Genomic DNA, 25764 nt, shown 5'->3' on the forward strand with positions numbered 1-25764 from the left:
CGATCGTCGACGGCGTCGGCGAAGTCTCCGCCGCACACAACGCCGCCCTCGGTCAGCACCTCTGCGCACGACGTCGTAGGAACCCCCACTACGCTTTCGCGGGTGGACGCCGCAGACTGGGATCGCAAATACGAAGGCCGGGAACTCGTGTACGGCGAGGCACCGAACGCAACGCTGGTCGAAGTCGTGACGACCTCGAAACATGGTCGGGCACTTGATCTTGCGTGCGGCCAGGGACGAAACGCCATCTGGCTGGCCACCCGCGGCTGGACCGTCGACGCCGTCGATTTCTCCTCGGTTGCGCTGACCGCGGCGAGTCGTGTTGCCTCCTCCGCACCCCGGTCGGTGCGCGAGCGCCTGACCTGGGTCCATGCCGATGTGACGCAATTGTCAACGGAGCCGAACTATGACCTGGTTCTCATGTTCTACCTCCACTTACCCCCGGATGCGCGTCGCGCGGCAATCACCGCGGCAGTTTCGGCGCTGAAACCTGATGGAATCCTCATGATTCTGGGACACCACTCCGCGAACATCGAGTCCGGAGTCGGCGGTCCACAGGAGCCCGAAATCCTCTATACACCTGAGGATTTGGCGTCGGACATAGGCCATCGACTGACGGTCCTCACCGCCGAGAACCGCCATCGAGACGTGAGCGGCGGCACAGCCGTCGATGCACTGCTACTGGCGAGTAGGTCCGCCCTTGGCAGCGAACCGGATCGGGGGTAATATCCCTTAAGTTACCGACGAGTAGCTAACTTGGGCGGTACTCACGAGACCGCACCACCGACTGGAGAGCGAACGAGCAATGGGCCATTACAAGAGCAACCTTCGGGACCTCGAGTTCAACCTCTTCGAGCTTTTCGGACTCGACGAGACACTCGAAGGCGACAACTTCGGCGACATGGACGGCGAGGTCGCCCGCGACATGCTGCGCGAGGTCGTGCGCCTGGCCGAGGGACCGCTCGCCGAGTCCTTCGCGGACGCGGACCGCAACCCGCCCGTTTTCGATCCCGAAACTCACAGCCTCAAGCTGCCCGACTCCTTCAAGAAGTCGTTCAAGGCGCTCTACAGCGGTGAGTGGTGGCGCGTGGGCCTCGACGAGGAAATCGGCGGCATGGCAGCCCCGCGCAACCTCCTCTGGGGCATCAACGAGATGCTCCTCGGTTCACAGCCGGCCGCGTTCATGTACTCCGCAGGCCCCGGTTTCGCAAACATCCTATACCACAACGGAACCGACGAGCAGAAGGAATGGGCGAAGGTCATCGTCGAGCGCCAGTGGGGTGCCACGATGGTCCTCACCGAGCCCGACGCCGGATCCGACGTCGGCGCAGGCCGCACCAAGGCGATCAAGCAGGACGACGGATCCTGGCACATCGAGGGCGTCAAGCGCTTCATCACCTCGGCCGTCTCCGACGACCTGTTCGAGAACATCTTCCACCTCGTGCTCGCTCGTCCCGAAGGTGCCGGACCGGGCACCAAGGGCCTGAGCCTGTTCTTCGTACCGTCCGTCCTCTTCGACTTCGAGAAGGGTGAACTGGGCGAGCGCAACGGTGCATTCGTCACCGGCGTCGAGCACAAGATGGGCCTCAAGGCCTCCGCCACCTGTGAGCTCACCTTCGGTGGCCACGGCGTCCCGGCCAAGGGCTGGCTCGTCGGCGAGGTCCACAAGGGCATCGCGCAGATGTTCGACGTCATCGAGCACGCTCGAATGATGGTCGGCACCAAGGCAATCGGAACCCTCTCCACCGGCTACCTCAACGCACTCGAGTACGCCAAGGAGCGCGTCCAGGGCGCAGACCTGACGCAGATGACCGACAAGACAGCTCCCCGCGTCACCATCACCCACCACCCCGACGTTCGCCGCAGCCTCATGCTGCAGAAGGCGTACTCGGAGGGCCTGCGCGCGGTGTACCTCTACACCGCCGCACACCAGGACCCGATCACCGCAAAGCAGGTCTCGGACGCAGACGCCGACATCGCATACCGCGTCAACGACCTCCTGCTGCCCATCGTCAAGGGTGTCGGCTCCGAAATCGCCTACCAGGTACTCGCAGAATCCCTGCAGACCCTCGGCGGCTCCGGATTCCTGCAGGACTACCCCCTCGAGCAGTACATCCGCGACGCCAAGATCGACTCGCTGTACGAGGGAACCACCGCCATCCAGGCACAGGACTTCTTCTTCCGCAAGATCGCCCGCGACCGCGGCGTAGCACTCGCTCACGTTGCCGGACAGATCAAGTCGTTCATCGACAGCGAAGCAGGCAACGGCCGCCTCAAGGCCGAGCGCGCACTGCTCGCCACCGCACTCGAAGACGTGCAGGCCATCGTCACCTCGATGACCCAGCACCTCATGGGCGCACAGGACCAGCCCACCGAGCTGTACAAGGTCGGCCTGGCATCGGTGCGATTCCTGATGGGCTTCGGCGACCTGCTCATCGGCTGGCTGCTGCTGCGTCAGTCCGAAATCGCCATCGCCGCACTCGACAACGGCGCAGAGGGCAAGGACAAGGCGTTCTACGAGGGCAAGATCGCCGTGGCCTCGTTCTTCGCCAAGAACATCCTCCCGCAGCTCACCTCCACCCGAGCAATCCTCACCAACATCGACAACGACATCATGGAACTCGACGAAGCAGCATTCTGATTCCCTGACATCACCAGCGGCCGCACCTGTTCACAGGTGCGGCCGTTGTTCGTTGTGCGCGGTCGGTCTCGACTCGGTTGATGGCCTGGGTAACGCCGCAAACGCGCGCGCGTTTGTCAGGGGGTGGGCGATGCGAGGCCTCGTCCGCCGCAAACGCGCGCGCGTTTGTCAAGGGGTGGGCGATGCGAGGCCTCGTCCGCCGCAAACGCGCGCGCGTTTGTCAGGTGCGCGCAGATTCTCGTCGGATCTCAGGCGATTTCGCGCGCGTTCGGCAAATGCGCGCGCGTTTGCGGGCCACTCGATGTACTCCGTACGCTCCCTATCGGTGGCGTCAGAGCAGCTGCCCGTTCTACAGCTCGGGCGACGCGCGCCACCAATTCTGCCGGATTCGCCAGATCCGCCCAGGTCCAGCGCACCACCGGATAGCCGAGATCGCGCACCGCATCCTCCCTTACCTTCTCCTTAAACACCACGTCGCCGGGGTTCTCACCCGGCCGTAAGTACTTGGTGTACTTGGCTTTACCGTCGAACTCGCACACGACGAGGCTATTGACCAGCCAATCGATCCGCGCCACCGATCGCCCGCTTGCATCCAGAATCTCCACTTGCGATTCGACGTCGAATCCACTCTCGCGCAGAATAATTCGACTCTGGGATTCGCCGGGATTTTCGCTACGCCCGTCCATCAGGCTCACGGCTCGTCGCGCCTGCGCCACACCTTTCCATCCCCGAGCCCGCTGCAACTCCGCGTCGAGCTCCCGCGGATCGCAGCGCTGCAGAGCGACGTCACCTGCGATAACTGCAGACAGCAGCGTCTCGGTCCGAGCAAGGTCGACCACCGTCCTGGCCAGTGAGGTCACGGCGATACCGTCGATCGTCATGCTCGGCACCCATGGAGCACAGTGCACGATCACCGCCGCGCTCTTTCGACCACCGCCGCGGCGGTGACGCGTGACGTGAACCTTCTCGAAACCTCCCTTCGGCAAGGGCAACTCGTGTAGCACCGCGGCAGAGCGATGGCTCACCGTGCTGGACGCACCGATAGTCGGAAGTATCGCGTCGATCAGAAGTCGATGCCGTTCCTGCTCGGTAAGACCGGCCAGTCTCGAGGACGGAACGTAGACGCCGTTCACCAGACGGTCCCAGCCCCCGCGTTCGTAGAGCGCGCGCAACTCGTGGTCGGCGTGGCCAGCGGCAAGCGCTTCCGAGCGTCGCACCATTCGTTCATCCTTCATTCTCCGAGTGTCGACTACTCCCGTGGCTGGTCGAGGGAGAAAGTAGCCGCCTGTGCACAACTCCGGGTCTGTGGATGAATATGGGTACGGGGGTACCAGTTCGCTGGGCCGTCGGTGGCGCAAACGCGCGCGCGTTTGCAAGATGCGCGCAGAATCGCCCCCGCTCAGGCCACGATTCTGCGCGCGTTCAGCAAGTGCGCGCGCGTTTGCGAATACCCAAGGCCGACAACAGGGCAGACGGGCGAAAGCTGAACACCGCACTTCGCGCTGATCGACGCCCCACCGCAAGGCGGACCGAACCATCGACGGTCGAATCACCTACACCGGTCCCGACAGACGCGCGCGCGTTTGCCAGTTGCGCGCAGAATCGCCCCCGCTCAGGCCACGATTCTGCGCGCGTTCAGCAAGTGCGCGCGCGTTTGCGAATACCCAAGGCCAACAGACCGAACCGGGCGAACAGGCGAGACCCGAACCGCCATTACTGCTGCAGTTTGCGAAACTTGCTGCCGTGGAACACGATTGGGTTCACTTCGCTCTGCACGTCCAGGGAATGGATGCGCAGCAACACTATTGCGTGGTCGCCTGCGGGGATTTGCTGCTCGATGGTAGTGTCCAACCATGCGGTGGCACCGACGATGAAGGCGGCACCCCCGTCGGTGACGGTGAGATCGAGGCCGGCGAAACGGTCACCGGTCTTCGCCGCAAGGGTGCGGACTGCGTCGTTGTGTGCCTCACCGAGAACGCTGACACCGATGTTCGGTGCCACTTCGAGTTTCGGCCAGGTGGTCGAGGTGTTCTGGATACACACCGCGACGAGGGGCGGATCGATCGACACCGAGACGAAGCTGCTGGCCGCAAGACCCACCAGGACGCCGTCGATCTTGGCGGCAATCGCAACGACGCCGCTGGGGAACTGTGCGTACGCCTCGCGAAGCGTCTGCTGATCGAGGACGGTACGTGTGAGCGTCATGCAGGAAGCTCCCTTTCGATCTTTCGGTGCCGATCGCACCTGTGTTGTGCAACCTCGTCGCTGCGGCGTTCGTTCCCGGGCATACGTCTACGTTCAGCAAACACCCGATCGAGCGTCGACGCCACAGTCCGAATCCGCGTGATTCGAAGTGCGGCGTCGAGCATGGTTGTTCACCGAGTCCGCGGACGCGGCGTCACTCGTCGGCGTCCGGTGCCGGGGCGGGGTCTGCTGCGGGTGCCGGAGGAGGTGCAGGGCGATCCGGTTGGACGCATTTCACTATCGGGATCGGGTCGTACTTGACCGTTCTGGTGTTCCTCGAAATTTCCCTGCCCGACGCGGCATCGCTGATCACCCTGGTATCGCTGGCGGTGAATCCTTGGCCTCCGCCGGACGCGACGCAGCCTGCCCCGGCGGGCAGCGTCACCGTGTTCGGCGAGGTGTAATTGCTTCGCGATCCGGTGATCGATTCGACGTCGACCGTTTTCGTTCCCCACAACCGGACGGTGACGCTGGACGAATCGGCGAACGATTCGATGACCACACCGGTGTCGTTCGGATTGGTGAACTTCAGATCGATCGCACCTTCGAAGACGGTGGCTTCGCGCGCTTCGGGATATCGGCTGATGTAGTAGCTGTGCTCGGTGTGGTCGGTGTCTTCCATTCCGGCGAAGTACGACGCGTTGTACAGCGTGGTCGCGAACTGGCTGATGCCGCCGCCGACGGCGCGATCGGGTCGACCGTTGTCGATGATCCCCGACTCGACGAAGCCCTGTGCGGTACCTCGCGGACCGGTGTAACCGTTGAGCGAGAACGTTTCCTTCGGCTTCACCAGCGCACCGTTGACGATCTGCGCGGTGAGCCCGATATTGACTCCCGACGCATACTCGAACCCGCCGGTCGTGTACTCGGCTATCACTTCTCGCACACCGAGATTCTGCGCAGCCTCGGTGGTGAGAGCGGGCGGTGCCGGTTGGTAGATAGCCTCGGTGGTGCGGGGTCCGTCCGCAGCGAGCAGGGCCGGTAGCTGCTCGAGCGTCTTGCGCCACTCCACCAGTTCGCCCATCACGCCGGGAACGACGGTCGGTGCGCCGCCGGAGAAGGTGAACGACGCGTCCTTCGGCGGTACCTCGGTGCGTACGAGTTGCGGCGCGAGAATGCCCGTGGCGACGTCGGTGTCGTAGATCGGAGTCAGTCCGCCCTGTCCGTCGGGGTCGAAGCGCAGCACCTCACCCACTCGATCCGCAGGCAGGGTCGCGTCGACGTTCTGCCGCCCTGCGACGATCACCGGGGCCTCGACGGCAGGAACGGCGATGTCGGCGAGAGTGCGATCCACGGCGTCCTGCGTCACTGTGACAGGTGTGGACTCGTAGACCACTTGCGTTGCACCCGAGGCCCATTCGGTCTGCAGGTTTCGCCGCGTCCCGTCGGCGTCGAGTACTCGGCCGGATAGCGGCGCGACGGCAACAGCGGTGGCACCGTCGAAGACGACGTCACCTTCGACGGGAGCGCGATCGGTCTCGGCTCTGAGTCCGTCCACGGCGGCAGTGAGTGCTTGCTCGTCCGTGGTCGACACGACGCCGATCTCGCGGCTGCCGAAGAACGACGTGAGCCGAGTGATGGGGTTGAGCGGCTGCGATCCCGCACGGTCGAGCGTCGCGTCCCAGTCCACGCCGAGGCCGGCTACGGCCGGGAATACCTCGACCTGTCGATCGCCGACGTCGACCGACACGGGCTGCTCGGCGCGGGCACCGAGATCGGAGCGCAGCAGGGCTTCGGCGTCGGAGTGACTCTTGCCGCCGACCTCTATACCAGCGACGGTGACGCCTCGGGGCACCCGGTCGCTCGAGGTGATCCAATCCGCCGCGTACAACAGTGCGAGAACAGCAACCACCGCACCGGTACCTACGGCAATCTTCTTCCACGGTGGCACGGATCCGGAAGCCTCGGCAGGCGGAAGCACCGGCGGCTGGGGCTGGGGCTGGGGAGAAACATCGGGAACAACCGGCTGCACGACGGTCGGCGATTCGTCCGCGACGGGCGGCTGCTGCAGGCCAGAATCGGTATCGACCTCGGCTGCTTCGGTTTTCGCGTCCTCCGGCACTACGGCGGCTGCGCCCAACTCGGGGGCGTCGACGACAGCGGAATCGGAGGCAATCGGATCAGCAGGCTTGCCTGCGTCGGAATCGACACGATCGGTTTCCGGTGCCGGCTCCGCCTCGGATGCGTGTCGGGGACCGTCGGCCTCACCGCGGATGGCGCCGAAGACCTCGGTGGGAGCGTCGTACGACGGTACGTCGGGGTTCGCCTCGGCACCGTTGGGCACCTCACCCGACCTACTGTTGCCCTCGCTCACGTTCGACCCTTCCAGGACCACCGTTGGTTGTCGTTCCGCTCCGCGCGGCGTACCCCGCGCACGAGCTTACGCAAACCGAACGATCACGCTCACTCGGAGACCGTCCGCATCAGGACGAGAAAGGCTCCGTGCTGCTGCCGGGTCGGGGGTCAGGCAGCAGCACGGAGCCACTGGGAATATAGGCAGACTCCCGCCCGGCGTTACACCGACTCCGAAATTGTCTCGTCAATTCATTCGGTTGAATGATCCACGGGGCGTCGAACTGTCGCCCTGCCCCACTGCCCGAGTCCAATGCCCGGTCCTGACCAGCGCGAGAGTGAGCAGAAGCCGGTCGCGCGGATCGGTCAGATCGTGGCCGGTCAACTCCTCGATCCGGTGCACTCGGTAGATCACGGTGTTCCGGTGGCAGTACAGCGCCTTGGCCGCGTTCGTCGGCGAACCGTCGGACGCGAGCATGTGGGCCAGAGTGTCGAGCAGCGTTCCTCGATGCGGTTCCGGGTGCGTCCACAAGTTGCCGAGAGCGTGGCGCACGAGCAACTCCGACGATTGATCGTCGGCGGCCATGATCACTCGGGGCAGTCGGTCCGTCGCCAGTGCGACGCCGCTGTCCTCGGTGATGGTCTCGGCCGTCAACGCCGCGAGACGATATGCCGCGGCGAACGACGACACACCCTCCGGCGAATGCGCGACACCGACTGGCCCGACGGCACGGGCGGCGAGGGCGTCTACGACGGAGTTCCACGATCCCGTTCCGAGCGCGACGAGCGCGAACTGATGGCCGTCCCTGGTGTTCCAGTGCGAGACCGCGCCGATCTGATCCAATGCGTCCTCGGGTGCCGGGAGCGGCGGTGACCCCTGATCGTCGAGCGGCCCGACCACACACGCGATCTGTTGCGAGGCCGAAAGACCAAGCATCGCACGAGCTTCGATGACGAACGCCGGATCACCTCCGCGGCCCGACCGAAGGCCGTCGAGAATCACCAGAACGTTGGCGAGATCGCGCTGCTGCATCCGAGCGCTTTCCTGCCGGTACGCCTCGACGAGAGTTTCGTACTGACTGTCGAGCGCACGCCACAGCTGCTGGCCCGCCACGAGCAGCAGATGCTCGTCGATTCTGGATCGACACTGCTCGCGCTCGAGCATCAACTCCTCCCACAGGGTCCGACTCCCCAGCGTGTATGCCTTGAGCACCAGCTCCATGGGAATCCCCTGGCGTGCGCGCTCCCTGCCGGTACGACGCCACACCTCGCGGGCGTTGTCGCCTGCGGCCGGCAGCCCCGACAGGGTGCGAAGACCTTGATTGATGTGCGCGCGAGTACTGCGGCGAATTTCGCCTGCGATGTCAGGAGCGGAGCTGGCCAGGTACGCGGGTTCCTGCTCGATCAGCGCCAGCGTGATGGAGTCGGCGATCGAATCCGCCCGTGGTGTGAGGGCAGCCCAGGCGTCTCGGATCTTCTCCTGATCGGCGTCCGTCACCACTCCGCGGGCAGCGGAATGCGTCGATGCGCGTCGACCAGCGGAAGCATCCACCTGCACAGTTTTGCGCACTGAGCCCACATCACAGGGCGATTTGACCGGTACTGGTGCCCAGGGACCCAAACATTCTGTGCGCAGCGCCCATATCGCCCGTTGTGCGAAACGCACCATAGTGAACGCAACAGATTGTGAGGTGGATCACTTGAACTCTATCGACACCGAGGACCCGGTCCTCACCATGACGGACGTCGAGGTGTCCTTCGGCGGAATCGTCGCGCTGTCCGGAGTCAGCCTCGACGTGCGACCCGGCGAGGTTCTCGGCGTCATCGGGCCCAACGGAGCGGGCAAGACGACGCTGTTCAACGTCGCCTGCGGACTCGTTCGTCCTCGGTCGGGAACGCTCGGCCGACACGGCGAGACGTTGACCGGTCTGCGACCGCACGACCTGCCCCGACTCGGTATGAGCCGAACGCTGCAGGGACTCGGACTGTTCGATCGGATGACCGTTCTGGACAACGTCATGGTCGGTGCCGACCGCACCGCGCGAACCGGAATCCTCGCCGGTCTCCTCGGCCTACCGTCGAGTGCCTCCGACGATGCCGCGGTCCGCGCCACCGCGATGGCCACCCTCCAACGATTGCGGATCGACGACTACGCGCATCGATTGCCACCGAGCCTGCCGTACGCGGTGCGCAAACGCGTCGCGCTCGCACGCGCTCTGGTCAGCGAACCGACGCTGCTCCTGCTCGACGAACCCGCCTCGGGTCTGTCCAGCGACGAGATGAGCGAACTCGGCGACGAGATTCGCTCTCTCGCAGCACCTGCCACCGATTCCGAGCCGGACAGACCTGCAACATCGATCATGCTCGTCGAACATCACATGGATCTCGTGATGAGTGTGTGCGACCGAATCTACGTGCTGGATTTCGGCAAGGTCATCGCGCAGGGGACCCCCGATCAGATTCGCGAGAACCCAGCCGTGCTGGCGGCCTACCTCGGAAACGAAGTGGCACATGAAGACTGACGCCGCTCACCTGACCATCACCGACCTCACCGTTCGATACGGACCGGTCACCGCCCTCGACTCGGTGTCGATGACCGTCGCGGCCGGAGCGATCACCGCCGTACTCGGAGCGAACGGAGCAGGAAAGACCACCCTGCTGCGCACCATCTCTGGCCTACTGAAACCGGTATCGGGACGCATCGAACTCGCAGGCGTCGACATCGTCGGCGTCTCACCGGATCGCATGTCCCGCAAAGGACTTGCACACGTTCCCGAGGGCCGAGGCGTGATCGCCGAGTTGACCGTCGACGAGAATCTCCGACTCGGCGCGATGGGACGCAACCGAAGTCACGACGCCGTGACCCTCGACCGGATCTACGACATGTTCCCGCCCCTGACCGGGCGTCGAGCATCCTCGGCACACACCCTGTCCGGCGGCGAGCGGCAGATGCTCGTGATCGGCCGAGCACTGATGGCGACACCGTCGGTGCTCCTGCTCGACGAGCCGTCTCTCGGGCTCGCGCCGAAAGTCGCCGCGCAGATCTTCGAGACAGTGCGCGGGCTCGTCGATTCCGAGTCGATGACCGTCGTGCTCGTCGAACAGAACGCGCGCAGCGCACTGTCGATCGCCGAACACGCCGTCGTCCTGGATCTGGGCAAGGTCGCGGTCGAAGGTCCCGCCGACACCTTGGCCGGGGACGACGCCCTCCGACACGCCTATCTCGGGTTCTAGAGCAAGCCGAAAGGACGCCAGCCACAGTGCAACAACTGCTCACCATCCTCATCAACGGCGTGACCACAGGCATGATCTACGCCGCATTCGCGCTCGCCCTCGTACTCATCTGGCGATCGACCCGCATCGTCAACTTCGCACAGGCCCCGATGGCCATGATCACCACGTACGTCGCACTGGTCGTCATCGACGCCGGGTACTCGTACTGGATCGGATTCGCAGTCGCGCTCCTGAGCGGTCTACTGCTGGGAGCATTGACCGAGCGACTCGTCATCCGCTTCGTCGACAGCTCCTCGCACATCAACCCGGTCATCCTCACGCTCGGGTTGTTCATCATCATCCACGCGGTCGCCGCAATCGTCTTCGGCAACCAATTCCGTTCTTTCCCCGCCCCGTTCGGCCTCACCGGCCAACGGATAGGTGAGATCAACGTGGCGCTGACCGGGTACGACATCTTCAAGATCATCGCTGTCCTCGTGGTCCTGGGATTGCTGATCCTGCTGTTCCGGTTCACCGATCTGGGGCTGAAGATGCGCGCGAGCGCCTTCGAGCAGGAGGTCGCCAAGCTCCTCGGCGTCCGCGTGAGTCGAATGCTCACCCTCGGTTGGGCATTGGCCGCAGTGGTCGGATCACTGGCCGGACTGCTCATCGCGGGCGGCTCGCTGGTACATCCGGGCTACATGGACTCGATCGTCGTGTTCGGTTTCGTCGCAGCTGTTCTCGGCGGCCTCGACAGCCCCGCAGGCGCGGTGGTCGGCGGCCTGTCGATGGGCGTCGGACTCAGTTTCGTCAGTGGTTATCTCGGTCAGGATCTCGTCTCCAGCGCCGCTCTGGTGATTCTGATCGTCGTGCTTCTGGTGCGCCCGAGCGGGTTGTTCGCCAGCGCAGCGGCCAGGAGGGTGTGACATGAACGCAACTCTCACCCGCCTCACAGCAACACCGGTCAGGCGCCACTTCCTCTGCGCCGTGATCGGACTCGTCGTCATCGTGCTCGCTCTCGAATCACTGAGCACCTTCCGCCAGAGTCAACTCACCTCGGTCGCCTATCTGGCCATCGCGGCGGGCGGGTTGACGGTGCTGACCGGGTTGAGCGGCCAACTCTCGCTCGGACACGGTGCGTTCATGGCCGTGGGTGCGTACACCGCGGCGTTGATGTTGCGCGCCAATGATTCCGGATGGTCGGTATCCCTCGTTCTGCTCGCCGCCACCGTGGTCTCGGCCGTGGTCGGCATCGTGGTGGGAGTGGCTGCCGCCCGCCTGCACGGGCCGTACCTGGCCGGTGCGACGCTCGCGCTCGCCGTCGCCGTACCGGGCCTGGCCCTGTACTTCTCGGACTACCTCGGCGGCGAACAAGGACTCGTCGTCCCGGCTCCGAAAGTGCCGGCGCTGATCGACGACGTCATGTACTTCGTCACCGGAAACGAGCTCAGCGGAACGAAATTCGTCGCATACGTCAGCTGGATACTGCTGGTGCTCGTGTTCTTCCTGCTGGCGAACGTCTCGTCGAGCCGAATAGGACGTCGCTGGCGGGCCGTTCGCGACGACGAGGTTGCCGCCGAGTTGTCCGGTATCGATCTCGGGCGTGCCCGCATACTCGCGTTCGTCGTCAGTGCGGCCTGCGCGGGCGCGGGTGGTGCGGTCCTCGCGATGTCGGCACGAATCGCGGCACCGAGCGGATTCACGCTGACACTGTCGCTGACACTGCTCTCCGCCGTCGTCATCGGTGGTCTCGGAACCCTCTCCGGAGCTTTGATCGGGGCACTCCTGCTGACCTACATCCCGCCGGTGGTCACCAACCTCGGGCTCGATCTGGGACTGAGCAGTTTGCAATCGGCCGAACTCGCACCACTGGTCACCGGAATCTTCACCGTCCTGGTAATCCTCTTCGCCCCACTGGGTTTGGTGGGCACGTATCGCAGGTTGCGTACAACCAGAAAAGGAATGAAATGAAAAAGTTCGGATCGGTGGCATTGAGAACGACCGCGCTCGTCGCCGTCGTCTCGTTGGCGGCGGCGTGCGGTGCGGGTGGCCGAGACGAGGCGACGGAGTCCTCGGAAGGGTCGACGGTCGGAATCACCGACACCTCGGTGAAGATCGGTGCCCACTTCCCGCTGACCGGAGTCGCAGCGCCCGGGTACAGCGAAATCCCCACAGGTGCCAAGGCGTACTTCGATTACGTCAACGCTGCGGGAGGCATCAACGGCAGGCAGATCGAGTACGTGGTGCGAGACGACTCGTACGATCCGACGACCACCACCCAGGTGGTCAACGAACTCGTGCTTCAGGACGAAGTGTTCGCAGTCGTCGGCGGACTCGGCACGGCGACCCACAGCGCTGTCATCGACTTCCTCAACGAGGAGGGTGTGCCGGACCTGTTCGTCTCCTCCGGCGCGATCATGTGGGGCAACGATCCCGAGAAGTACCCCAACACCTTCGGCTGGCAGCCCGACTACCAGGTCGAGGGCAAGATCATCGGTGACTGGGTGACGAAGAACCGGCCCGACGCCAAGGTCGGGCTGTTCCTGCAGGACGACGACCTCGGCCGAGACAGCGAAGAGGCGGTACGCCAATACCTCGACGACCAGATCGTCGAGGTCGTGCGCTACACCTCGGGCAACACCGACGTCGCACCCCAGATCGCCGCCTTGCAAGGTGCCGGAGCCGATCTGATCCTCGGCTTCAACGTTCCCTCGTACACCGCACTGAGCCAGCTGACGGCGATGCGCCTCAACTACGACCCCGAGTGGTTCTACAGCTCGATCGGATCCGATGTCGATCTCGTCGGCTCGCTGCTCGGACGCTTCTCTCAGGGTGCCGTCACCGACGGCGCGCAGTCGTTGGAAGGGATGATCTCGCTCGAGTACATCCCTGGCGTCGACTCTCCGGAAAATCCGTGGACCCAACTGTGGCAGAAGGTCTGGGCGCAGAACGGGACAGGTGAACCGCTCACCAACTACCGCATCTACGGTTTGAGTCAGGCGTACGCATTCGTGCAAGCCCTCCAGGCGGCAGGCGAGAATCCCACGCGCGAGGGCATCGTCGCGGCCATCGCGGACGGCGGACAGGACTTCGAGGGACCGCAGCTCGCCCCGTTCCGATACTCGGAAGAAAGTCACCTCGGAATCTCGGGTGCCAGTGTCTTCCAGATCCGCGGCGGAGTACCCGAGTACCTGACTCCGGTGCTGCAAACGGACATCGGCGACTCAGCAGTCGAGGAATACAGCGGGGAGGAATCGACACCGCCGGAAAGCGGAATCCCCGGCTGATCACACGAAAAAGGGGCACGCAGCGCATGCGTGCCCCTTTTTCACGTAGTGGTCGGCAGATCCGAAAACCCCTCGATTACCGGATCCGCCGACCCCTTGCGTCCCCCGGACTGTGTCCCCCGGATCGTGAGCAGCCGAAGCTGCGGTGATCAGCGCTCGATGATGGCGGTGACGCCCTGGCCGCCGGCCGCGCAGATCGAGATCAGGCCACGGCCCGAGCCCTTCTCGGCCAGCATCTTCGCCAGCGACGCCACGATGCGTCCACCGGTCGCAGCGAACGGGTGGCCTGCGGCGAGCGAGGATCCGTTGACATTGAGCTTGCTGCGATCGATGGAACCGAGCGCACCGTCGAGGCCCAAGCGCTCCTTGCAGTACTCGTCGCTCTCGAAGGCCTGCAGAGTGGCGAGCACCACCGAGGCGAACGCCTCGTGGATCTCGTAGTAGTCGAAGTCCTGCAGCGTCAGGCCATTACGAGCGAGCAGACGCGGGATCGCGTAGGTCGGAGCCATCAGCAGGCCGTCCTTGAACGACGCATTGCCGTGCACGTAATCGACCGCAGCGGTCTCGGAATCCACCAGGTGCGCCAGCACCGGCAGGTTGCGCTCGGCAGCCCACTCGTCACTCGAGAGCAGTGCAGCCGACGCGCCGTCGGTCAGCGGCGTCGAGTTACCGGCCGTCATGGTGGCGTCGCCCAGCTTGGTTCCGAAGACCGGCTTGAGCGTCGCCAGCTTCTCGACGGTCGATCCCGGACGCAGGTTGTCGTCGCGAGTGAGGCCGAGGAACGGCGTCACCAGATCGTCGAAGAATCCGCGATCGTATGCCGCCGCCATGTTGTGGTGGCTCGCTGCGGCCAGTTCGTCCTGGTCCTCGCGGCGGATGCCGAATTCCTTGGCCGTGATGGCAGCATGGTCGCCCATCGACAGGCCGGTGCGCGGCTCGCCGTTGCGCGGGATCTCGATGCCGAGCATGCCCGGACGCACGTTGCCGAGAAGCTTGATGCGGTCGGTGGTGCTCTTGGCCCGGTTCAGGGAGAGCAGGAACTCGCGCAGTTCGTCGTTGACGCCGATCGGCGCGTCGGACGTGGTGTCGACACCGCCACCGATGCCGGCGTCGATACGGCCCGATGCGATGGCGTCGCCGACAGCGATGATCGACTGCAGGCCGGTGCCGCAGGCCTGCTGAATGTCGAAGGCCGGGGTGTAGGGGCTCAACGCGCTACCGAGAACGACCTCGCGAGTGAGGTTGAAATCGCGTGAATGCTTCAGTACCGCGCCGGCAGCGACGAGGCCGAGGCGCTCGCCCTGCAGACCGAATCGCGAGACGAGCCCGTCGATGGTCGCGGTGAGCATGTCCTGGTTGGACGCCAGCGCGTACTTCTTGTCCGAACGCGCGAAAGGAATGCGATTGCCACCGACGATTGCGACCGGTCGTAGCTGCTTGCTTGTCACTGACGTCTCCAAACATCGTCCGAAAAAGGCCCTGGTGGATTTACATCTTACTGGCGAGTAAGTTGGTTGTCGACACCCGGTCGTGCGCCTCGCTCCTCGAGCGAGCAGCGCTGAATGAAAGGTACGACAGTGGCAGCCTCCAAGGGAGCCCCAGATCTCTACTCAACGTTCCTCGCGTCCGCGCCGGGAGCCTTCATCGCCAAGCAGGCAGGCCTGCCGCAGCCCGAGAAGCTGCGTCGCTACAAGGCAGGCGAGCCGCCACTGGCCGGACCGGTCCTGATCGGCGGCAGCGGCCGCCTCGTCGAGCCTCTGCGTGAGCTCCTCTCGGACTACCCGCAGTCGCAGCCCCACGACGACAAGCACGGCGGACTGGTGTTCGACGCCACCGGCATCGGCAACGTCGCCGAGCTCGAGCAGCTGTTCAAGTTCTTCCAGCCGGTCATCCGCAACCTGGCACCGTCCGCTCGCGTCGTCGTCATCGGCACCACCCCCGAGGAGACCTCCAGCGTCGACGAGCACATCGCTCAGCGCGCCCTCGAAGGCTTCACGCGCAGCGTCGGCAAAGAGGTCAAGCGCGGAGCCACGGCGCAGCTCGTCTACATCTCCCCCAACGCATCGACCGGCCTGTCCGGTCTCGAATCCACCCTTCGCTTCCTGCTCTCGGCCAAGTCCGCGTTCGTCGACGGCCAGGTCATCGTCGTCGGTGACGCCGACTCGCAGGCACCGGCATCGTGGGACAAGCCGCTCGCCGGCAAGGTTGCCGTGGTCACCGGCGCTGCCCGCGGTATCGGTGCCACCATCGCCGAGGTCCTCGCCCGCGACGGGGCCACCGTCATCGCAGCCGACATTCCCGCTGCCGGAGAAGCACTTTCGCAGACGGCCAACAAGGTCGGCGGCACCTCGCTCGCACTCGACGTCACCTCGCCCGACGCCGGAGAGGTCCTGAGCAAGCACCTCCTCGAGCGTCACGGGGGCGCCGACATCATCGTGCACAACGCAGGCATCACCCGCGACAAGACGCTCGCCAACATGGACGACGCTCGCTGGAACTCGGTCATCGGCGTCAATCTTGCTGCCCCGCAGCGCATCACCGACGAGCTCATCGCGTCCGGCGCGCTCAAGGAGGGCGGCCGCGTCGTCGACGTCTCCTCCATCGCAGGCATCGCGGGCAACCGCGGCCAGACCAATTACGGCACGTCCAAGGCCGGCGTCATCGGTCTGGTGCACGCCTCGGCTCCCGTGCTGGCGAAGAAGAACATCACCATCAACGCCGTCGCCCCCGGCTTCATCGAGACCGCGATGACGGCTGCCATCCCCTTCGCCACCCGCGAGGCCGGACGACGCATGAGCTCGCTGCTGCAGGGCGGCGAGACCGTCGACGTCGCAGAGTTGGTCTCGTACTTCGCATCTCCGGCATCCAACGCCGTCACCGGCCAGGTCGTGCGCGTGTGCGGCCAGAGCCTCCTCGGCGCATGAGCACCGTCACGCTCACCGAGCAGCCGAAGACGTCCGACATCTACACCTCGGCTGCGCTCGGTGCCTTACCGTTCTTCGGCTCCAAGTCGTCCACCGTGCCCACCACGGTGTACGAACTCAAGGGTCTTCGGGTGGACCAGGGCAACCTGGCCGGGTACTGCCGCGCAACGGGTCTGCGATTCGGTGATCGACTGCCGATCACCTACCCGTTCACCCTCGTCTTCCCGACGGTGATGAAACTGATGGTGTCCAAGGGCTTTCCGTTCGCCGCCATCGGTTCGGTGCACGCCGAGAACGTCATCGAGCAGTTCCGTGGCATCTCGGCCTCCGAACCGCTGGACGTGCGAGTGCACGCGGAGAACCTGCGCGAGCACCGCAAGGGATTACTCGTCGACCTGATCAGTGAAGTCAAGGTAGGACGTGAATTGGTCTGGAAGCAGACCTCGAGCTTCCTGAGCCTGCAGAAGACGTCACTGTCCGGTGGACCCCGCGACACTCCTCCCGCCGACGAGGTTCCGCCGCCCCCGACCCGCACCCTGCGCGTCGACCAGCGGATCATCAGCCGGTACGCGGCCATCTCCGGAGACCGCAACCCGATCCACGTATCTTCGCTGGGCGCAAAGGCATTCGGATTTCCGAAAACCATCGCGCACGGGATGTGGAGTGCCGCAGCAGTACTGCAGACCGTCGAGGGTCGAATCCCGGAAGCCGTGAACTACAGCATCCGCTTCGGCAAGCCGATCTTCCTGCCCGCGACGGTGAACGCCTACGCCGAATCCGTCGGTACCGGCTGGGACCTGTCGCTGAAGAACCCCAAGAAGGGTTACCCGCATCTGACGGGAACCCTGCGCTAGAGCTCGAACTCGAAGTTGTGGACGGATCTCCCCGGATTTTCGTCCACAACTTCGAGTTCGGCGGGGGCCGCTAGGTGGTGGCGGTCTTCTTGCCTGCCAGTCCGCGCCACGCCAGATTCTCCAGCAGGTCCGCTGCCGCGTCGACCTCGATTTCGCCGCCTGCCACTCGGTCCGCGACGGCCTCGCCCGCCCCGACCAACGCGACGGCCATCAGCCCGAAATTCTGCGACTGCTCCGGGTCCCTCGTGCTCATGGCGAGCAAGCCGGCCGTCAGTTCGATCAGTCGATCCCGGCTGCTCTGCACCTGTGACGCGAACGCCTGCTGACCGATGGCCTGACGGTAGAGCACCATCCACGATTTCCGGTTCTCGCCGACGAATCCGAGGAAACCGATGAGGGCCTTGCGCAGCTGCTCGCGCGGCGTCAGCGTCGGATCTGCAGCGGGCGTCAGGGCTTCGACGAACTTGACGCCCTCGCGGTGAATGCACGCGGCGAACAGCTCGTCCTTCGACCCGTAGTACAGATAGAGCATCGGCTTGGAGATGGCCGCCTTCTTGGCGATCGAATCCATCGATGTCTCGTGGAAACCGTTGTCGGAGAACACATCCACCGCCGCGTCGAGCATCTGCTGCTCGCGGACGGCGCGGGGCAATCTCTTGGTGCCGCCAGCCATGGACCCTCCAATACGTACGAAGTACTAGACGTTACTCCACGGTAAGGTCCGGTGCCGCCCAATCAGGCCCCGCACGCACCCTTGAACCGAGCAACCGTCGCCGCGGCCTCGTCCACCTGGGCGGCTGCGAGGCGTCCCGTCGCCACCGCGTCTTCGAGATTGTCCAACACCGCGGGCACCTGATCGGTGGTGAGCCACAGCGCCACATCGGCGCCCGCGACCAACGCCGCCTCGACCGCGTCGACGATCCCGAGTCGCGCCGTGATCGCTGCCATGCCGCTGAGGTCGTCGGTGAAGATCGGACCGTCGAACGGCGCCGCCCCGTAGCCGACGCCATCGCGCAACAACGCCATCGCCGCCGGGCTGATGCTCGCCGGTACACCCGGCTCGGTCAGTCCGGGCACGTCGAGGTGTCCCACCATGACGCCGACTCCGGTGTTGTTCAGCGCCGCGAAGGGCAGCAGATCCTTGGTCTTCAGCTCGTCGAGCGAGGGAGTGGTGACGGCTCCGGTGTGCGAGTCGCCCGAGCCCGAGCCATGCCCGGGAAAGTGCTTGATGACGGGCTTGACTCCCGCATCGCTGAGACCGCGCGCGTACGCCCCCGCGTACTCGATGACGGTCTGCGGATCGTCGGAGAACGACCGATCGCCGATGACGGAATCATCGGGCTGCGCGCTCACGTCGACCACCGGTGCGAAGTCGACGGTGACACCGAGATCCTTCAGACCCCTGCCCCGCGTCAGCGCTTCCTGGTACGCCTCGTCCACCGACATCGTCTGCGCCAACACTCGCGCCGACGGTGCCTCCCCCAGCAGATCCGCCACCCGCGAGACGCGGCCGCCCTCCTCGTCGATCGTGACCATCGGAGCCACCGCGGACGCGTCGAGCACCTGCGGTACTTCCCGATTACCGAGCATCGACTCGTCGGTCCAGCTGCCGACGAAGATGCCGCCCACCTGCTCGGTGGACATGATCTGGACCGCGTCCGCGGTGCCGGTGACCCCGACCGTGAGCAGCTGAGCCAAACGCTGCCGCTCCGACAGACCGCCGACGAACGCAGCGCAGTCGTCGACGGGCGGCAGCGGTTGCGGGACCGTCGTTTCGGCGGCCGCGGTGGTCGTCGAGGCAGGAGCGACCGACTGCGTCGACGCGACCTGCGTCGACTCGCTCGAGCACGAGACCAACAAGCCCACACCGACCGTCATCACTGCAGCGGACCGAACCGAATAACGAAGTCGCATGGAATACGACGGTAGCCGAGATCGTCGGTGTCGCTGCCGACCCGGGGGTTGGGATCAATGCGCCTTTGTTGCACTCTGACCGACTGAAACCCACATCGATCCATCGAGGGGTGGGGGTAATCTGGACGAACGCGACATGAGGAGGAGCTCGACCATGACCGCTGACCTCATTCTGATTGCCTACGACGGCTCCGACAACGCCAAACGCGCCATCGACTACGCCGGCCGGTTTCTCACCACCTCACGCGCGATCGTCGTCACGGCCTGGGAACCGATGGTGCGTCAGGCAGCTCGGATGTCCGGCCTGTCCGGCGTCATGCAGCCCGAGTGGGTACCCGACGATGAGTCCGAGGACGTCGCGCTCACCGATGCGAAAGTGACCAACAGTGAAGGCGTCGCCCTGGCGGAGGCCGCCGGACTGAAGGTCGAGGGGCAGTGCACCGAATGCACCACCGCCATCTGGAGCGCGATCGTGGAGAAGGCCGACGAGATGAACGTCGACATCATCGTCACCGGCACCCGCGGCACCACCGGTCTGCGTGCACTGCTGCAGAGTTCGGTGGCCGAGCACGTTCTGCGACACAGCCATCGACCCGTTCTGATCGTTCCGCCCGGCAAGTAGAGCGTCCAACGGCGGTTTCTCCTGACGCGAGTGATAGCGTGATGCCCGCGTGGGGGTCCACCTCACTGGCTCGAAGCCGTTCCGACTGACTGGAGAACCGAGATGAAGTTCGCTGTCCCGGGTGTCATTGCCGCCGTCGTCGGAGCCGTGTTGGGTGCGGGCGTCGTGTTCGGAGTCACCGCTGCCGCAGCCGACAACTCTCGTCCGGATATCGATCGCTCCGGAAACGCCGACTCGTCCTTGCTGAACCAGGTCGAGTACGGCAGCCGCTGACGCTGGTCGCTTTCGTGGTTCGATGATCTCGGCCGAGCCGCTCGGCCGTAAATGGCTCCTCGGTGTCTCCGCACTGGCGCTCCTTCTCACTTTTCTGCAGGTCCCCGGCTTCACCGTCGCCGACACCAAATACGACCTGGCGCAGAATCCCCTCGGCTTTCTCGAACGTGCCTCGCACCAGTGGAACAGCGCGGCCCCGCTCGGGCAGGTGCAGAACCAGGCCTACGGCTACTTCTTCCCGCACGGCACATTTTTCGCCGGCGGTGACCTGCTGTCGATCCCGCCGTGGATCACCCAGCGAATCTGGTGGGCGCTACTGCTCATCGCCGGATTCTGGGGAATCGTTCGGCTCGCCGAAGCCCTCGGTATCGGCAGCCGCAGCTCCCGCCTGATCGCAGCGACGGCGTTCGTTCTGTCTCCGCGCGTGATCACCACCCTCGCGTCGATCTCCTCGGAAACGATGCCGATGATGTTGGCCCCGTGGGTGCTCATTCCGATGGTGCGCTATCTGGGAGTGCAGCCTGCGGAACGACCCCAAACGGTTACCGGGGACGATGCAAGACAGACGGTTCGGCGCGCGGCTGCCCAGTCCGCACTGGCGGTGGCGCTCATGGGCGCGGTCAATGCCGTCGCGACGGCCGCCGCGGTGTCGGTGGCCGTGATCTGGATGCTGACGCATCGGCCGAACCGGCGTTGGGTCGTGTTCGGCGCCTGGTGGACGGGCTTTCTGGCGCTGGCCACGCTGTGGTGGATCGTTCCACTGTTGTTGCTGGGCAAGGTCTCTCCGCCGTTTCTCGACTACATCGAATCGTCCGGCACCACCACACAGTGGACGTCGTTGACGGAGGTGCTGCGGGGCACCGGCAGTTGGACGCCGTTCGTCTCTCCCGAGCGGGTGGCCGGTGCCGTGCTGGTGACTCAGCCCGCCGCCGTCATCGCAACAGGTTTGATCGCGGCCGCCGGAATCGCGGGCCTGGCGATGCGGTCGATGCCCGCCCGTGGCCGGTTGACGATCATGCTGTTCGTCGGACTCGTCGGTCTCGGTGCGGGATTCGTCGGCGAGTTGGACGGTCCGTTCGCGGCGGCTGTTCGAGTGTTCCTCGATTCCACGGGCGCGCCGCTACGCAACATCCACAAACTCGAACCCGTCATTCGAATTCCTTTGGTGCTGGGCCTGGCTCACCTGTTGGCTCGGGTTCCGCTACCGGGTTCCGCGCCGCGGACGCAGTGGCGATCGGCCGTCGCGCATCCCGAGAAGCATCCGATGATGGCGGTGACGGCGTTGGTCCTCGTGGCCTTGACGCTGTCCACGTCGTTGGCCTGGACGGGCAAGCTCGCGCCCCGCGGTGCCTACGAGGCCGTTCCGCAGTACTGGCACGACGCTGCGGACTGGCTCACCGCGCATGCGTCGGGATCGAGCCCCGACGGTTCCGACGCGCAACGGGCGCTGATCGTGCCCGGCGCACCCTTCGCCCTGCAGACCTGGGGACTGACCCGAGACGAACCACTGCAGGCCCTCGCCACCACGCCCTGGGCCGTCCGCGACGCCGTGCCGCTCACACCTCCGGGTGCCATCCGAGCACTGGATTCCGTACAACGACTCTTCGCCGACGGTCAGCCGTCCGCCGGGTTGGCCGACACCCTTGCGGGACAGGGCATCAGCTACGTCGTCGTGCGCAACGACCTCGATCCCGAGAACTCCCGCTCCACCCGTCCGGCATCGGTACACCAGGTGCTCGACGGTTCGCCGGGGCTCGAGAAGGTGGCCCAATTCGGTGAGGACGTGGCTCCCGGCCAGGTCGACGGGGTGGTTCTGGACGGCGATCTCAGGCCCGCGTATCCGGCCGTCGAGATCTATGCCGTCGACGCGGTGTCGGACGTTCCGGCCTCCGGTCCCTACACGGTGGATGTGGATCGGGTGCCGGTGGTCCAGGGCGGTCCGGAGTCGATTCTGCGCTCGAACGAGTTGCGAAACAACGGAATTCGCAAGCCCGTTCCATCGGGCCCGACTCTACTGGCCTCGGATGCGGCTGCAGCAAGTCTTCCCGTCGACTCGGTGACGGTGACCGACACTCCGATGAATCGCGAGACCGACTTCGGTCAGGTCGACAATCACAACTCCGCTCTGCGGGCCGCCGACGAGCCCCGCCGTTCGCTCAACGAAGTTCCGGACTATCCGGTGTACGGGGCGCAAACCGTCGACGCCGAGTGGGAGGGTGCGACCCTGACGGCGTCGAGCTCGGCGTCGGACGCCACGCAGATCGGCGGCAGTGCCCCCGGCAGCGGTGTCGCGGCGGCAGTGGACGGCGATCTGGCCACCGGCTGGATCAGCAACGGGATCGAACGTGCTGTGGGGCAATGGCTTCAACTGGATTTCGATACACCGGTACGCGGTGGACTGTTGCACATGCGCACCAGTCCGGGAACGATCGGCGATCCGGTGAAGTGGGTGGAGATCACCACCCCGAACGGCTCCACGGCGGCGCGCGTCGACAAGCCCGGTGAGCCGATGACGGTCTCGCTGCCGGGCGGCGAGACTCCGTGGTTGCGTATCACCGCGAAGTCCACGGTCGACGGAACTCGGGGCAGCCAGTTCGGCATCAGCGAGGTGTCGGTGGACGACTACTCCGATCGGGACAACCCGAAGCCGGTGTCCATCGTCCATCGCGCGGTGCTGCCACCCACTCCGGCCGGGGCGAGCGTGGACGCATGGGAACTGGGCCAGGAATTCCCTGGCCGTTCCGGTTGCCTCGACACCGAAGATCGAATTCGTTGCAGCAGTGGACTGTCCAAGTCACCGGAGGAACTCGGCCGCTTCTCGCGCACGATCGAGGTGCCGATGGGTACCGCAGTCATCCCCGATCTGACGGTTCGCACGCGTCAGTCTCCCGAACTCGAAGCGCTGTTGGCGCAGCCGGGACGACCTCTCGCCAGCGGGGCGTCGGACGTCGCGGACCTGCACGGCTCGGCGTTCGCCGCCACCGACGGCGATCCGCGTACATCCTGGACCGCGCCGGAGAAATCGATCACCGACCGCGCCGGGACCTACCCGACCCTGACCATCGAATTGCCCACTCCCACACTGGTGGACGGGCTCGAACTCAGCCCGAGCCTGGGCGCACTTCCAGCACACCCCACCCGAGTGGCCGTCAACCTCGGTAACGGTCCGATGGTGCGCGATGTCGACGCCGACGGTTCGACGACCCTGCAGCTGGCACCACAGGTCACCGACAGAATCGTCCTGTCGATCGTGGACTGGGACGGGGTACTGGACCGAAACTCGTTGGGATTCATCCAGTCTCAGCCCCCTGGTTTCGCCGAAGTGACACCGCTGTCCGGAGGTGAGCCGATCGGCGCACCGTACGACGGTGACCGCGAGATCACCGTGGACTGCTTCGACGGCCCCCTCGTGTCCATCGCCGGGCAGACCGTACGTACGTCGGTGACGGCCACCGCGGACCGATTCCGTTCCGGCGAGCCACTGAAGGCGTCGGTGTGCGATGCCGACAGGCCGATGAACGAGAACTTCGTCAACCCGGTGTCGCTGCCCGAAGGACGCCAGGACGTGGTGATCGAACCGGGTGCGTCGTTCTTCGTCGACGGAATCAGGTTGCGCACCATGCCCATTCCGGCGCAGTGGCCGACGAGCTCGGCACCGCAGGCCGCTCGAACCACCGCGTGGAGCCCCGATCACCGCGAGGTGACGCTCACCTCCACCACCGAGGACCGCTTGCTGGTGATACCGGAGAGCAACAACAGTGGTTGGCGCGCAACCACTCCCGGCGGCGTCGAACTGTCCGCGGTCGTGGTCGACGGGTGGCAACAGGCCTGGATCGTTCCGGCCGGGGCGTCGGGCACGATCTCGTTGGATTTCGTCAGCGATCGCTGGTACCGACTCGGCATCTTCGGTGGACTGTTGCTGTTGATCCCCTTGCTGTTCGCGGCGTTGCGTCGACCGCGGAGCGTCGCGGAGCTCGGCCTGCCGCCGCGTCCATGGCGAAGCATCCCGGCTGCACTCGTGGCATTGCTCGGGGCGGCGATCGTGTTGGCGGGCATTGCCGGTGCGGTCACCGTCGTCGTGATCGGCGTCGGCGCGGTGTACCTCGACCGCCGCTACGGTCGTGTGCTCTCGTCGCGCATATTGATCGGTGCAGCAGGCGGATTCGCCCTGCTGGGCGCGGCGCTGCTCTCACTCGGCCCGTGGCGCTCGACCGAGGGATACGTGGGCGGATCGTACGGAGTACAACTGGCGGCGTTGATCGGCATCGTCGCGTTGGCGATCAGTGCGATGCGGAAGCCGTGATCGATTTCTTCTTCGGCGCGAAACGGCGTCGAGCCGGTTCTTCGATCAGCGCATAGCTGGCCGCGGCCACCGGGATCGAGAGCGCAAGGGTCACGGGCAACACGAACCACATTCCGCCCGAGAACGGAATGATGCCGAACACCGGGAACACCACGGCCAGCACCGCCAAGTGCCAGATGAAGATTCCGTAGGACCAGCGCCCGAGCGTGAGCATCACCGGATGCTCGAGAACTCTGTGCCGGCGGCCGGTGTCGGCCAGGACGAGCGGCGCAAGCATCGCGAACGCGAGCACGGCACCGAACACGATCTTGAGCTCGAACTGCCACGGCTCGGGTCGCACCAATCCCTGCGGGCCCGCCAACGGGGTCGCCGACAACACGAATGCCGTCAGGGCGATCGACGGCATCACCCCTCTACGCCTGGCCCACCGATGCACCCAGGTCTGCGGGCCAACCGATACCTCGGCCAACACCATCCCGGCCGCGAACCACGGGAAGTACCCGGGCAGCCAATTGTCGTGGTGGATGGCGTCGGCCGTGGTGATCGGGAGGAACGACCACGACAACGTCAGCACCGACGCCGCGAGAAGCATCGGAATTCGCAGTCGGGCCGACGAACCGCGCAGCCGCACCATCAGCCAGGCAATGACGGGCAGCAGCAGATAGAACGCCACTTCCACCGACAGCGACCACATCTGGGTCATGCCCTCGGTCAACGTCAGCGGCACGAACACCTGAGTCAGAGTCAGATTGGCCAACCACACCCGGTAGTCCCCGCCTGCGTTCGGCAGAAACAACAGCACCAGCACGACGACGACCCAGTAGGCGGGCAGGATGCGCACGGCCCGCGACCAGAAGTAGCGCAGAGCCGGCTGGGCCGGTGCGATCCCGCGGGCCTGCGCGGCGTGGGGACGCCAGAGCAGGAATCCCGACAGCGCGAAGAAAATGGCCACCGTGAGATCGAACCTGCCCCAGATACGCCCCGTCAGCGGTGAATTGGCAGCTCCGGTCTGGAAGGCGACGTGAGTGACGACGATGCCGATCGCGGCCAGCGCGCGCATTCCCTCGAGCGCAGGCACGAACGCGCGCAGGGGTACGACGGATGCCGAGTGGACTCGTGTGCTCATGGTGGCATCAGTGTGCCGTGTCGAACCGGCATGGACGAGACCGGTGCCACCGTCGACTGTTACTGTCACCT

At 65.3% G+C, this 25764-nt stretch carries 20 protein-coding genes; 12 read left to right on the plus strand and 8 right to left on the minus strand.

All coding sequences use genetic code 11. The annotated features are described in order from the left end of the window. The first annotated feature begins 102 nt into the window (after positions 1–102). Both ACNEOT_RS20200 and ACNEOT_RS20205 read left to right on the plus strand, forming a co-directional pair. Complete coding sequence (locus tag ACNEOT_RS20200) at positions 103–726, plus strand: class I SAM-dependent methyltransferase (RefSeq protein ID WP_415976274.1); 624 nt, start codon at positions 103–105, stop codon at positions 724–726. 79 nt (positions 727–805) lie between these two features. Continuing rightward, on the plus strand, positions 806–2641 hold the full coding sequence (locus ACNEOT_RS20205) for an acyl-CoA dehydrogenase (protein ID WP_415976275.1): 1836 nt from the start codon (positions 806–808) through the stop codon (positions 2639–2641). 248 nt (positions 2642–2889) lie between these two features. On the opposite strand, the gene ACNEOT_RS20210 is transcribed toward ACNEOT_RS20205, so the two are convergent. From ACNEOT_RS20210 to ACNEOT_RS20225, 4 genes are all read right to left on the minus strand, one after another. Further along, positions 2890–3876, minus strand: coding sequence for a hypothetical protein (locus ACNEOT_RS20210; protein ID WP_415976277.1), 987 nt, complete (start codon positions 3874–3876; stop codon positions 2890–2892). A 478-nt stretch (positions 3877–4354) separates the two neighbouring features. After that, the gene (locus ACNEOT_RS20215; protein WP_415976279.1) at positions 4355–4846 is read right to left on the minus strand and encodes a flavin reductase family protein; all 492 of its coding nucleotides are present in this window, start codon (positions 4844–4846) and stop codon (positions 4355–4357) included. Between the two features lie 193 nt (positions 4847–5039). Then, positions 5040–7199 carry a VanW family protein gene (locus ACNEOT_RS20220; RefSeq protein WP_415976280.1) on the minus strand — a complete coding sequence of 720 codons (2160 nt, stop codon included), beginning with the start codon at positions 7197–7199 and terminating at the stop codon, positions 5040–5042. Between the two features lie 225 nt (positions 7200–7424). Next, on the minus strand, positions 7425–8729 hold the full coding sequence (locus ACNEOT_RS20225) for a PucR family transcriptional regulator (protein ID WP_415976281.1): 1305 nt from the start codon (positions 8727–8729) through the stop codon (positions 7425–7427). A gap of 148 nt (positions 8730–8877) precedes the next feature. Here ACNEOT_RS20225 and ACNEOT_RS20230 point away from each other — a divergent pair, with 148 nt between their 5' ends. The 5 genes from ACNEOT_RS20230 to ACNEOT_RS20250 are packed head-to-tail and all read left to right on the plus strand — an operon-like array spanning position 8878 to position 13677. Next, complete coding sequence (locus ACNEOT_RS20230) at positions 8878–9699, plus strand: ABC transporter ATP-binding protein (protein WP_415976282.1); 822 nt, start codon at positions 8878–8880, stop codon at positions 9697–9699. Further along, positions 9689–10411: an ABC transporter ATP-binding protein gene (locus ACNEOT_RS20235; RefSeq protein ID WP_415976283.1), complete on the plus strand. Its 723-nt coding sequence runs from the start codon at positions 9689–9691 to the stop codon at positions 10409–10411. The genes ACNEOT_RS20230 and ACNEOT_RS20235 overlap by 11 nt, the downstream gene beginning before the upstream one ends. A 26-nt stretch (positions 10412–10437) precedes the next feature. Then, complete coding sequence (locus ACNEOT_RS20240; protein WP_415976285.1) at positions 10438–11316, plus strand: branched-chain amino acid ABC transporter permease; 879 nt, start codon at positions 10438–10440, stop codon at positions 11314–11316. A gap of 1 nt (position 11317) precedes the next feature. After that, positions 11318–12361 carry a branched-chain amino acid ABC transporter permease gene (locus tag ACNEOT_RS20245; RefSeq protein WP_415976287.1) on the plus strand — a complete coding sequence of 348 codons (1044 nt, stop codon included), beginning with the start codon at positions 11318–11320 and terminating at the stop codon, positions 12359–12361. After that, complete coding sequence (locus ACNEOT_RS20250; RefSeq protein ID WP_415976289.1) at positions 12358–13677, plus strand: ABC transporter substrate-binding protein; 1320 nt, start codon at positions 12358–12360, stop codon at positions 13675–13677. Before ACNEOT_RS20245 ends, ACNEOT_RS20250 begins: the two co-directional genes overlap by 4 nt. Before the next feature lie 149 nt (positions 13678–13826). On the opposite strand, the gene ACNEOT_RS20255 is transcribed toward ACNEOT_RS20250, so the two are convergent. After that, positions 13827–15125, minus strand: coding sequence for an acetyl-CoA C-acetyltransferase (locus tag ACNEOT_RS20255; protein ID WP_415976290.1), 1299 nt, complete (start codon positions 15123–15125; stop codon positions 13827–13829). 129 nt (positions 15126–15254) lie between these two features. On the opposite strand from ACNEOT_RS20255, the gene ACNEOT_RS20260 reads away from it, so the two are divergent. Further along, complete coding sequence (locus ACNEOT_RS20260) at positions 15255–16601, plus strand: 3-oxoacyl-ACP reductase (protein WP_415976291.1); 1347 nt, start codon at positions 15255–15257, stop codon at positions 16599–16601. After that, on the plus strand, positions 16598–17455 hold the full coding sequence (locus ACNEOT_RS20265) for a MaoC/PaaZ C-terminal domain-containing protein (protein ID WP_415976292.1): 858 nt from the start codon (positions 16598–16600) through the stop codon (positions 17453–17455). Before ACNEOT_RS20260 ends, ACNEOT_RS20265 begins: the two co-directional genes overlap by 4 nt. A 70-nt stretch (positions 17456–17525) precedes the next feature. Here ACNEOT_RS20265 and ACNEOT_RS20270 read toward each other — a convergent pair whose 3' ends face one another. Further along, complete coding sequence (locus ACNEOT_RS20270) at positions 17526–18128, minus strand: TetR/AcrR family transcriptional regulator (protein WP_032396646.1); 603 nt, start codon at positions 18126–18128, stop codon at positions 17526–17528. Positions 18129–18190: 62 nt separating this feature from the next. Beyond that, a complete protein-coding gene (locus tag ACNEOT_RS20275; RefSeq protein ID WP_415976294.1) occupies positions 18191–19369 on the minus strand; it encodes a glycoside hydrolase family 3 N-terminal domain-containing protein in 1179 nt (392 codons plus the stop codon). Between the two features lie 154 nt (positions 19370–19523). On the opposite strand from ACNEOT_RS20275, the gene ACNEOT_RS20280 reads away from it, so the two are divergent. The 3 genes from ACNEOT_RS20280 to ACNEOT_RS20290 all read left to right on the plus strand — a co-directional run bounded on the left by ACNEOT_RS20280 (position 19524) and on the right by ACNEOT_RS20290 (position 24567). Beyond that, positions 19524–19991, plus strand: a complete 468-nt coding sequence (locus ACNEOT_RS20280) for a universal stress protein (protein WP_415976295.1) — start codon at positions 19524–19526, stop codon at positions 19989–19991. A 102-nt stretch (positions 19992–20093) separates the two neighbouring features. After that, positions 20094–20264, plus strand: a complete 171-nt coding sequence (locus ACNEOT_RS20285) for a DUF2613 domain-containing protein (RefSeq protein WP_082073827.1) — start codon at positions 20094–20096, stop codon at positions 20262–20264. A 22-nt stretch (positions 20265–20286) separates the two neighbouring features. After that, positions 20287–24567 (plus strand): alpha-(1->3)-arabinofuranosyltransferase, encoded by a 4281-nt coding sequence (locus ACNEOT_RS20290; RefSeq protein ID WP_415976296.1) that lies wholly within the window; start codon positions 20287–20289, stop codon positions 24565–24567. On the opposite strand, the gene ACNEOT_RS20295 is transcribed toward ACNEOT_RS20290, so the two are convergent. Beyond that, entirely contained in the window at positions 24545–25693 is a 1149-nt protein-coding gene (locus ACNEOT_RS20295; protein ID WP_415976297.1) for an acyltransferase family protein, read from the minus strand. The genes ACNEOT_RS20290 and ACNEOT_RS20295 overlap by 23 nt on opposite strands. Positions 25694–25764 lie beyond the last annotated feature (71 nt).

Source organism: Rhodococcus sp. 077-4 (assembly GCF_047782425.1).
In the GTDB taxonomy this organism is placed as follows: Bacteria; Actinomycetota; Actinomycetes; order Mycobacteriales; family Mycobacteriaceae; genus Rhodococcoides.

What these genes read in the sequence shown, in the direction of transcription:
- ACNEOT_RS20205 (WP_415976275.1), top strand. Translation starts at nt 806, where the DNA reads ATGGGCCATTACAAGAGCAACCTTCGGGACCTCGAGTTCAACCTCTTC.
- ACNEOT_RS20210 (WP_415976277.1), bottom strand. Translation starts at nt 3,876, where the DNA reads ATGAAGGATGAACGAATGGTGCGACGCTCGGAAGCGCTTGCCGCTGGC.
- ACNEOT_RS20215 (WP_415976279.1), bottom strand. Translation starts at nt 4,846, where the DNA reads ATGACGCTCACACGTACCGTCCTCGATCAGCAGACGCTTCGCGAGGCG.
- ACNEOT_RS20235 (WP_415976283.1), top strand. Translation starts at nt 9,689, where the DNA reads ATGAAGACTGACGCCGCTCACCTGACCATCACCGACCTCACCGTTCGA.
- ACNEOT_RS20245 (WP_415976287.1), top strand. Translation starts at nt 11,318, where the DNA reads ATGAACGCAACTCTCACCCGCCTCACAGCAACACCGGTCAGGCGCCAC.
- ACNEOT_RS20250 (WP_415976289.1), top strand. Translation starts at nt 12,358, where the DNA reads ATGAAAAAGTTCGGATCGGTGGCATTGAGAACGACCGCGCTCGTCGCC.
- ACNEOT_RS20265 (WP_415976292.1), top strand. Translation starts at nt 16,598, where the DNA reads ATGAGCACCGTCACGCTCACCGAGCAGCCGAAGACGTCCGACATCTAC.
- ACNEOT_RS20270 (WP_032396646.1), bottom strand. Translation starts at nt 18,128, where the DNA reads ATGGCTGGCGGCACCAAGAGATTGCCCCGCGCCGTCCGCGAGCAGCAG.
- ACNEOT_RS20275 (WP_415976294.1), bottom strand. Translation starts at nt 19,369, where the DNA reads ATGCGACTTCGTTATTCGGTTCGGTCCGCTGCAGTGATGACGGTCGGT.
- ACNEOT_RS20280 (WP_415976295.1), top strand. Translation starts at nt 19,524, where the DNA reads ATGACCGCTGACCTCATTCTGATTGCCTACGACGGCTCCGACAACGCC.
- ACNEOT_RS20285 (WP_082073827.1), top strand. Translation starts at nt 20,094, where the DNA reads ATGAAGTTCGCTGTCCCGGGTGTCATTGCCGCCGTCGTCGGAGCCGTG.
- ACNEOT_RS20290 (WP_415976296.1), top strand. Translation starts at nt 20,287, where the DNA reads ATGATCTCGGCCGAGCCGCTCGGCCGTAAATGGCTCCTCGGTGTCTCC.
- ACNEOT_RS20295 (WP_415976297.1), bottom strand. Translation starts at nt 25,693, where the DNA reads ATGAGCACACGAGTCCACTCGGCATCCGTCGTACCCCTGCGCGCGTTC.